The organism is Treponema sp. UBA753, from assembly GCF_002297325.1.
Classification (GTDB): domain Bacteria; phylum Spirochaetota; class Spirochaetia; order Treponematales; family Treponemataceae; genus Treponema_D.
The window spans coordinates 1-7,348 of the sequence record NZ_DBKJ01000088.1 but is presented as its reverse complement, the minus strand read 5'-3'; the positions used below and the strand labels follow the sequence as shown (position 1 = coordinate 7,348).

The 7,348-nt window shown below is 36.8% G+C and carries 10 protein-coding genes; 3 read left to right on the top strand and 7 right to left on the bottom strand.

Annotation, left to right across the window (positions count from 1 at the left end; genetic code table 11):
- Both B4C08_RS07775 and B4C08_RS07770 read left to right on the top strand, forming a co-directional pair.
- The coding region (locus tag B4C08_RS07775; protein WP_296664268.1) for a hypothetical protein at positions 1-293 on the top strand (293 nt) is incomplete at its 5' end.
- Positions 283-1,605: an ATP-binding protein gene (locus B4C08_RS07770; protein WP_296664267.1), complete on the top strand. Its 1,323-nt coding sequence runs from the start codon at positions 283-285 to the stop codon at positions 1,603-1,605. The genes B4C08_RS07775 and B4C08_RS07770, both read left to right, overlap by 11 nt.
- Before the next feature lie 133 nt (positions 1,606-1,738).
- Here the strand turns inward: B4C08_RS07770 and B4C08_RS07765 are convergent, their stop codons facing one another.
- From B4C08_RS07765 to B4C08_RS07735, 7 genes are all read right to left on the bottom strand, one after another.
- Positions 1,739-2,770 carry a leucine-rich repeat domain-containing protein gene (locus tag B4C08_RS07765; RefSeq protein ID WP_296664266.1) on the bottom strand — a complete coding sequence of 344 codons (1,032 nt, stop codon included), beginning with the start codon at positions 2,768-2,770 and terminating at the stop codon, positions 1,739-1,741.
- A 58-nt stretch (positions 2,771-2,828) separates the two neighbouring features.
- Positions 2,829-3,047 carry a hypothetical protein gene (locus B4C08_RS07760; protein WP_296664265.1) on the bottom strand — a complete coding sequence of 73 codons (219 nt, stop codon included), beginning with the start codon at positions 3,045-3,047 and terminating at the stop codon, positions 2,829-2,831.
- A 23-nt stretch (positions 3,048-3,070) separates the two neighbouring features.
- Entirely contained in the window at positions 3,071-3,553 is a 483-nt protein-coding gene (locus tag B4C08_RS07755; protein ID WP_296664264.1) for a hypothetical protein, read from the bottom strand.
- Positions 3,554-3,573: 20 nt separating this feature from the next.
- Complete coding sequence (locus B4C08_RS07750) at positions 3,574-4,644, bottom strand: hypothetical protein (protein WP_296664263.1); 1,071 nt, start codon at positions 4,642-4,644, stop codon at positions 3,574-3,576.
- A 251-nt stretch (positions 4,645-4,895) separates the two neighbouring features.
- Entirely contained in the window at positions 4,896-5,690 is a 795-nt protein-coding gene (locus B4C08_RS07745; RefSeq protein WP_296664262.1) for a sensor histidine kinase, read from the bottom strand.
- Complete coding sequence (locus tag B4C08_RS07740; RefSeq protein ID WP_296664261.1) at positions 5,687-6,289, bottom strand: hypothetical protein; 603 nt, start codon at positions 6,287-6,289, stop codon at positions 5,687-5,689. The genes B4C08_RS07745 and B4C08_RS07740 overlap by 4 nt, the downstream gene beginning before the upstream one ends.
- Positions 6,286-6,942 carry a LuxR C-terminal-related transcriptional regulator gene (locus B4C08_RS07735; protein WP_296664260.1) on the bottom strand — a complete coding sequence of 219 codons (657 nt, stop codon included), beginning with the start codon at positions 6,940-6,942 and terminating at the stop codon, positions 6,286-6,288. Before B4C08_RS07735 ends, B4C08_RS07740 begins: the two co-directional genes overlap by 4 nt.
- Before the next feature lie 209 nt (positions 6,943-7,151).
- Between B4C08_RS07735 and B4C08_RS07730 the strand changes: the two genes are divergently transcribed.
- Positions 7,152-7,348, top strand: a 197-nt coding sequence (locus B4C08_RS07730) for an AAA family ATPase (protein ID WP_296664259.1), incomplete at its 3' end; no start/stop codon positions are given.

Genomic DNA, 7,348 nt, shown 5'->3' with positions numbered 1-7,348 from the left:
GGGCTTGTCCTTGTAAAGAGAAATTATTTCGTCAGTTCCGAATCTGTCCAGCGCAATCTGTTTCATTTGTTTCTAGTATAACCGAAAAAGTTTTAAAATTCAATAAAAGTTTCAGGTATAGTGGAAAGTTTTTTATTCCGCATATTTTTTTCTTGCTTTTCCGCCGTATTCGTAGAAGCTGCCGCCGATTGCACTTGAATGGAAAAAAAAATTTTGCTAAATTCCTATTAGAAATTAGCCAAAGACTTTGGAATTTTTGCAATAACATTAGAAGGAAGAAAAATGAGTTTTAAACGTGATATTTATCTCAAACGTTTGATTGTCCGTGAAAAGAACGGCCTTATAAAAATAATCACAGGAGCAAGGCGTGCAGGCAAATCTTATTTAATGAACAGGATTTTCTGTGAATATCTTAAAAACAAGGGAGTTTCCGAAAATCAAGTCATCAAATTTGCCTTTGATTCTGACGAGGACATAGATTTGCTTGATTCATTTTTTCCAGAAGAAGAAACCCGTCTTATGCAGAAAAACGGAACTTATTTAGTAAATGCCAAAAAATTCCGTGCGTTCATAAAAGAAAAAACAAATGAATGTGACAGTTTTTATCTGCTTTTGGATGAAGTTCAGCTGCTTGAAAATTTTGTCGGAACATTAAACAGTTTTTTGCGGCATGAAAATTTTGATATTTATGTAACCGGTTCAAACTCAAAATTTCTTTCATCTGATATTATTACGGAATTTAAGGGACGCGGCTCGGAGGTTCATATTTTGCCTTTGAGTTTTTCTGAATATTGCGAAGGTTTGCATTTAAAACCTGATGAAGCATGGAAGTCATATATTGTAACAGGCGGAATTCCTTTGGTCGCTTTGATGAAAACTGATGAGGAACGTTTTTCTTATTTGAACAATTTGTGCGAGGAAACATATCTAAAAGACATAATTGAACACAACGGAATCAGAAAGCAGTCTGAGCTTGCAGAAACGTTTGACATGCTTTCTTCTATGATTGGCTCGCCTGTAAATGCTTTAAAGCTTGCCAATACTTTTAAAACGCTCACAAAGAAGGAAATTACTGACAGCACGATAACAACTTTTATCGGATATTTTGAAGACGCTTTTTTAGTTTCAAAGGCAAAAAAATTCAATATAAAAGGAAAGAAATATATTTCCTCTCCATTTAAAATTTATTTTGAAGATATAGGAGTCCGTAACGCAAGACTGAATTTCCGTCAGATTGAAGAAACTCACATCATGGAAAACATTTTATATAACGAGCTTCGCTACCGGGGCTTTTTGGTTGATGTGGGCGAGGTGAACATAAATGAAAAAACAGAACGCAGTGATGCCAACGGAAAAAATATCTATGCGCAAAAGCAGCTTGAAGTGGATTTTATAGCCAATTCTGGAAACCAAAAATTTTACATCCAATCAGCTCTTAGCCTGGATTCGGCGGAAAAAGAGATTCAGGAAAAAAAATCACTTTACAACATAGGCGATTCCTTTAAGAAAATCGTAATTACAAAAAACAATCTGAAATCTTCTGTCGATGAAAAAGGCATTGTTACAGTAGATTTATTTGATTTTCTACTTAATTTTGATTTTTAACATTCTCCCTTGTTTTTTTCCAATAAAGCCAGATGGAATAAGATAGAATCCAGTTCTTTATTCCATGTTTTATTCACCGATTTTTTCAATCGTGCATTGGCCGGGTTTTTGCCGTATAAGTTTTTCCTTTTCGCTATTTTCGACTGTCAGTATAAGCCCCTACAGGTTCCCCGTGTTCACCAAAATACCAATATGCATTATCTGGAACTTCATAGACTGCTATGCCGTCATCTTCCAAGTTTAATTTCTGTAAAGATGTGATTTTTTCCTTTAATCTTGCGCATATACGAGTCTTAATTCCTTTTTCATATTTTATTCCATCAATTGTCATATTCGGTGTGCACCATTCCGCTCCATGATATTGTTTAAGAGGTTTATCGTTTTCACCAATGCCGATGCTTTTTGGAATTGAGATGCTTTTTACAGTTTTGCTTGCAATCACGGATAAACTTCTGCAGCCAGGTTTGTAAACAACTTTCTGAAGTTTTCCCCTCCAGTCTTCATAGTCAATTGCGCCGCTGTAGTTTCTCCAGGTGTTTCCAAAATTAATGATTGGCTCTGAATACCAATTTGGTTCAATGATAAAACTTTCAAAATCATTCCCGCTAAATACAGGATTTGGATAGCTCGGATTACTCATATCAGGAATTCCCCAGGTGTGAGCAGAAAGTCCCTCGCCATTTTCAAAAATATAATCGACATTCGAAGGAAAATCTAATTTTGTAAGATGATTATTCTTAAATGCCCCTGCCTTAAATCTCAAATTTTTAGTTCTCGGCAGGACAATCAGATTTTGTATTCCACAATCCGCAAAAGCTTCTCTTCCAATTGTTTCTAAGAAAGGGGGAATTGTTACTGTTTTTATATTTTGATTTTTAAAAGTGTTATTCCCAATTTTTTTAAGCGAACTCGGAAGTTCCAGTTTTGTGATTTTATTTTTTGGGGCGAACAAAGAATCTCCGCAATAAATTTCCAAGACAGGATAATTTCCGATTTTTTCGGGAATCTCACATTTTGCGTTATTGCCAATATACTTTGTAATTTGTATGTACTTCCCGATTTTTTTATCAGTATATGAAGTAAATTCAAAATCCGACTCTGAATCAGCAAAAGATATATTTATCGCGATACAGAGCAGAAATAAAAAAATTGTAATCTTTCTCATTTATTTAGCTCCCGTAAAAAATCTACGCAAAATAAATCTTTGCGTAGGTTTCAGATTGTTAATTGATGATGCCTGAAAAGAAAAGCGCAAAAGTTGCCGCCAGGAATATAATCAGTAATAGTATGAAATATTTTTTTATAATTTCGAGCCAAGTCGCTGGTGGCAAAATTGCTGCCCAAATGCCGTACTTGAATTTTCCGATAAGTCTTACAACTCCTTCACTGGCAAGAAGTCCCCCAAAAGCACAAATAATTAATTTTATAATTGAATCAGACATATTATTTATCTCCTCGTGAAATTTCAATTTTTTTCAAAGAAAACTATTCCTGCTTTTTCATAACGAACCGCATGGTTCACAGAGCCAGTGATAATATCATCAAGCGTAATTTTTTCTGGCAACTTTTGTTTTAGTCCGATTCTGCTTAATTTATTATTTTCTGCTTTCGTGATTTTTCCAATTCCTGAAAGTTTTTCTATGAATTCTGAAAGAAATTCTTTTGTAGGAAACGTATTCCTGTTTTTTATTTTTCTCATCAGATAATCTGTCAAAACTTTGCAAGGAATTGTGTGCTCGTCTGTGGAATCATTTTCAGATGCCTGAACACCTTCTGAAATATAACGAGGCTCTTTCCTAATCATCATTCCGCCAAGAATGAACTTAAGCGTATCTGAAAAGGCTTTCTCTGTGTCTTTTGTACAGATTTCATGCATTTTTAAAAAGTGATATAAAAATTCTGCACGTTCCTCGTAATTTGTTTCAACAAAATGTCCAGTCCAAGCCATGACTTGTTTTCCGTCCTGACTTATTTTGCTGTTAGGGCAGCTTTTATTTCTGCATTTTCAGCGTCAATAGTCTTTGTTATTTCTGGGATTTCGTCCATTTTTTGCTTGAACTCTTCATTCCTAAAAGAAAAATCAACCTTAATTTCAGGCTTTCCGTCAATAGGCTTCCAAAGTTTGAAGGAATTTGCTTTTTCTAAAAGCTCTGGATATTTTTTTAGATTGATTTTTCCTTTTATTGAAAAAAGACGTGTTCTTTCTCCTGAGAACGAAAGCCGAATTTTGCAGCTTTTTGCGAAAAACAAAAATCCATTATTCAGATTGATTGAAGCAGAGCATAGTCCGCCGCCAACAGAAACTGTGTTCTTCTTTTCAGTCTGATAGCTGCATATAAGCTTATAGACGGCGAACAAGCCTTTTGCATCTGGCATTTCCGAAAGGCTTGTCATAAAGGAAAATTTTGAAGATGCGTTTGATTTATCAGGACCTGGAAATGCGAAATCTTTTTCTGTAAGTCCGAGCCCAATTTGAAAATTTTTGAAACCTTTGTAAGATGCGAAATTTTCTGCCACACATTTATAGACGAATAATGCGGAGCAGCCGTCAAGCAAGTGTTTTTCTATTTGTTTCATTTCGTCAAGCTGCTTGTTTGATTTTGTACGCTTGTATTTGTCATATATGGATTTGTGCTCATTTTTCTGATTCTTCTTAAGTTTATTTATTGCATCTACAAGCTGCTGTGCCTGTTCCTCTGTAAGCTCAAAATCGGATGGCATCTTTTTTGAACCCTCAGCCAAATCAGCAGCGAATTTAAAATCTTCTCCATTCTCTAAATCATATATATCTTGAGTTGTATTTTTTAGTTTCTTAAAGAAATTGGAAACCGGAAGATAAAAATATATGAACTCGTCGCCGAAAGCTCCCGCATATTTTTGAGCAGTCTCGCTGGCTGCCGAAAATTCATTGCTTTCAAGAAGCTGCATTACTGCATTTCCTGCAATCTTTCTGGCCTGAGGATCATTTTTATCCTCCTGGACATTTACGACATTTATTTCCGTTTTGGATTCTCCAAAAACAACGCTAAAAATACCCATCTTTTTCCTCCGCGCTTACCGTCTGCCGACTTTCTTAGTCCGAATACTCAAACTTGGAAATCATTCTACAAGGAGGCTTTTATTTTGTATTGAGAGTTGAGCCTTGTAAAAAACGGGAGTTCAGTCCTGAAAAATCTAACTTTCAAATGATTAAAATGATTATTCAACAAACACGGTTCGGAGCAGTTTATTTTTTTGTAGTCCCCAAAAAAAACGCTTACATGGCAATGTTCTTGTAAAAAATTGATTTTTCACCCTGGAATTTCAACTCTCACTTCTGTTCCGGTTTCCTTGTCGCTTTTTATGTTGAGCGTGCCGCCTAAAAGCTTTGACCTCATTTCCATTCCGCTCATTCCAAAGTGAAGTTCTCCGTGCGTTCCGACATCGTTCTTGCGGCTGTTCACATCAAAGCCTTGCCCATCGTCAAAAATCATTATGCAGATTGTGTCATTTTCTTTTCGTATAACAACGCTTGTTTCGCTGCAGTTTGCGTGATTTTTTGCGTTGTTCAGGGCCTCCTGGGTTATCCGCAAAATGTGGTGCTTCTGCCCGGTTGAAAATTTTTCAAGAGGAACATCACTAGAAACGAAAAATGAACAGAAAATTCCGCTTTGAGAAGAAAACTGCTCGCACAAATCATTTATCACCGTTTTAAAAGGAGCGCCTTTTAGGACAGGAAGATTCAAATTCTGAATGATGGAGCGCAGTTCAGTTTGATTTTGCTTTTCGAGGCTGATTATTTTTTCTATTTCCGTGCGGATTTTTTCGTCTTTACAGGTGGCTTCAAGTTCTTTTTGTTTTAGCAAAAGGGTTTTTATGTTCTGGCTTATCGTGTCGTGCAGTTCCTGGCTTATGCGCCTTCGTTCCTCTTCCTGGGTTTGAATGATTTCCGAAATAAAAGCGTGGTTTTCTTTTAGCAATTTTCTGTTTTTTATGTTTCGTATTAAAATCAGCAGAATTATTAAAAAAGATGCAAAACAGACTGCAATCAAAAATAGAAAAAACGATGTGTAAAGATTAAGTGCGTAAATCAATTCTTCCGTCATGCGTTGCTCCCGAATTTTTGTTCAGCAAAACGGTATATGCCGAAGCCTGCAAAAGTGCAGATAAGCCTGTCAAGCACGGTAAGGGGAATCCGTGGCAATAAGTAGGACAAAAACACGTTGAAGTTTAATTTTTGAAATGCGATGGAAAAATTATCGATTGCAGAAAATCCGGAAGATTTGTTAAATAGCGGGCGGATGAATGTGTCGAGAAAGCTTGCGGAAAAACAGCTTAAAAATGATGATGCGAATGCGATAACCAGAAGGTAAAGAACGGTGACTGCACGGCTAAAGAAAAATTCTTTTTTATTGCGGCTTATTGTCCATGTTGCAAGAACAATAAAAATTCCGCAGACAGAATACAGAAAATCAAAATAGAAGATTTCTGTTCCGTAAAATGCGCAGCGTAAAACTGTCATCAGAGGATTGGAGAAGGCTGCAGCAATAATGCCCGGAACGAGCCCTGCGTAAAAAGTGATTGCAACTGTAAAAATTGTATCAAAAAAAGCGGGCAGTTCAAGCGCGGCAGAAAAAAATGAAGTGGCGATGTTTCCTAAAACGGCTGCGAGAATTAAAGCTGCGGTGAATCCGATTTTTTTCATAGACGCCCCATTCTTTCAAGGAATTCCAACTTGCTTTTAACGCCCGCTTTGTCATATAAAATCGTAAGATAATTAACGACTGTCTTTTCTGATATACCAAGCGTCGCGGCGACATCGGCGTTTGTATTGTAGAGTGTAAGGCTTTCTGCAACCAGCTTTTCCTTTTTTGTAAAAGTCTGTGTAATGTCGCGGACTTCAAGAAGTCCTGTTACGAGTTCCGCCTGAATATATGTTTTTCCAGCTGAGATTGCTTCAAGCGCGGCAAGTAGAACAGTCTCGTCTGCATTTTTAGAAACAAAGCCTTTAGCGCCGACTGCTGCGCTTGTCGCGTGTTCAACAAATCCGCCTGAATCGTGGCTTGAATATGCAATGCAGGGAATGCCAAGAGCGGAAAACATTTTGATAATTTCAAAACCGCAATACTCCTCGTGTCCTCTGTTCGTGAATTCCGCTTTAAACGAAATATCAACGATTGCAACGCAGCCGGCATCTTCAGCGTTTTTGCAGTGGCTGAACGATTCTGCGATTTTCTTACATTCGTCCCATGTTCCGGCCTCGTCCGTAACCTTGAAATTTGAATAAGATTGAATCCAGTTTTTTATTCCGTTTCTCAAAAGCGAATGGTCGTCGCAAAGAATTATGTTTTTTGCCATGCAGCATATTATACTGCATTCCGCCGAGATTTATAGGGAGTTTACTCCCGGAATACGCGGGAAGAACTGGTTTAGGCTGTTGCTACAATAAAAGTGTTGCTATAATTTTGTGATGAAAACTTAAAAAATGAGCTTTCTTCATTATTTTAGGTCTTAAAAAATGTGTATTTTGCCTTGTTTTAGGTCTTAAAAAGTGTTATATTTATGACGTGGAAAGATTCATACTGAATGATTTGAAGAACTGGAAAGAAAACTCAAGCAGAAAACCGCTAGTTCTTATGGGAGCCCGGCAGGTTGGAAAAACTTGGGTCATGAAGGAATTCGGCAGGCGATTTTACAAAAAAACGGCTTATATTTCCTTCTATAATAATTCCGCAATGAAAAATCTTTTTGAATCTGATTATGA

What these genes read in the sequence shown, in the direction of transcription:
- B4C08_RS07770 (WP_296664267.1), top strand. Translation starts at nt 283, where the DNA reads ATGAGTTTTAAACGTGATATTTATCTCAAACGTTTGATTGTCCGTGAA.
- B4C08_RS07765 (WP_296664266.1), bottom strand. Translation starts at nt 2,770, where the DNA reads ATGAGAAAGATTACAATTTTTTTATTTCTGCTCTGTATCGCGATAAAT.
- B4C08_RS07760 (WP_296664265.1), bottom strand. Translation starts at nt 3,047, where the DNA reads ATGTCTGATTCAATTATAAAATTAATTATTTGTGCTTTTGGGGGACTT.
- B4C08_RS07755 (WP_296664264.1), bottom strand. Translation starts at nt 3,553, where the DNA reads ATGGCTTGGACTGGACATTTTGTTGAAACAAATTACGAGGAACGTGCA.
- B4C08_RS07750 (WP_296664263.1), bottom strand. Translation starts at nt 4,644, where the DNA reads ATGGGTATTTTTAGCGTTGTTTTTGGAGAATCCAAAACGGAAATAAAT.
- B4C08_RS07745 (WP_296664262.1), bottom strand. Translation starts at nt 5,690, where the DNA reads ATGACGGAAGAATTGATTTACGCACTTAATCTTTACACATCGTTTTTT.
- B4C08_RS07740 (WP_296664261.1), bottom strand. Translation starts at nt 6,289, where the DNA reads ATGAAAAAAATCGGATTCACCGCAGCTTTAATTCTCGCAGCCGTTTTA.
- B4C08_RS07735 (WP_296664260.1), bottom strand. Translation starts at nt 6,942, where the DNA reads ATGGCAAAAAACATAATTCTTTGCGACGACCATTCGCTTTTGAGAAAC.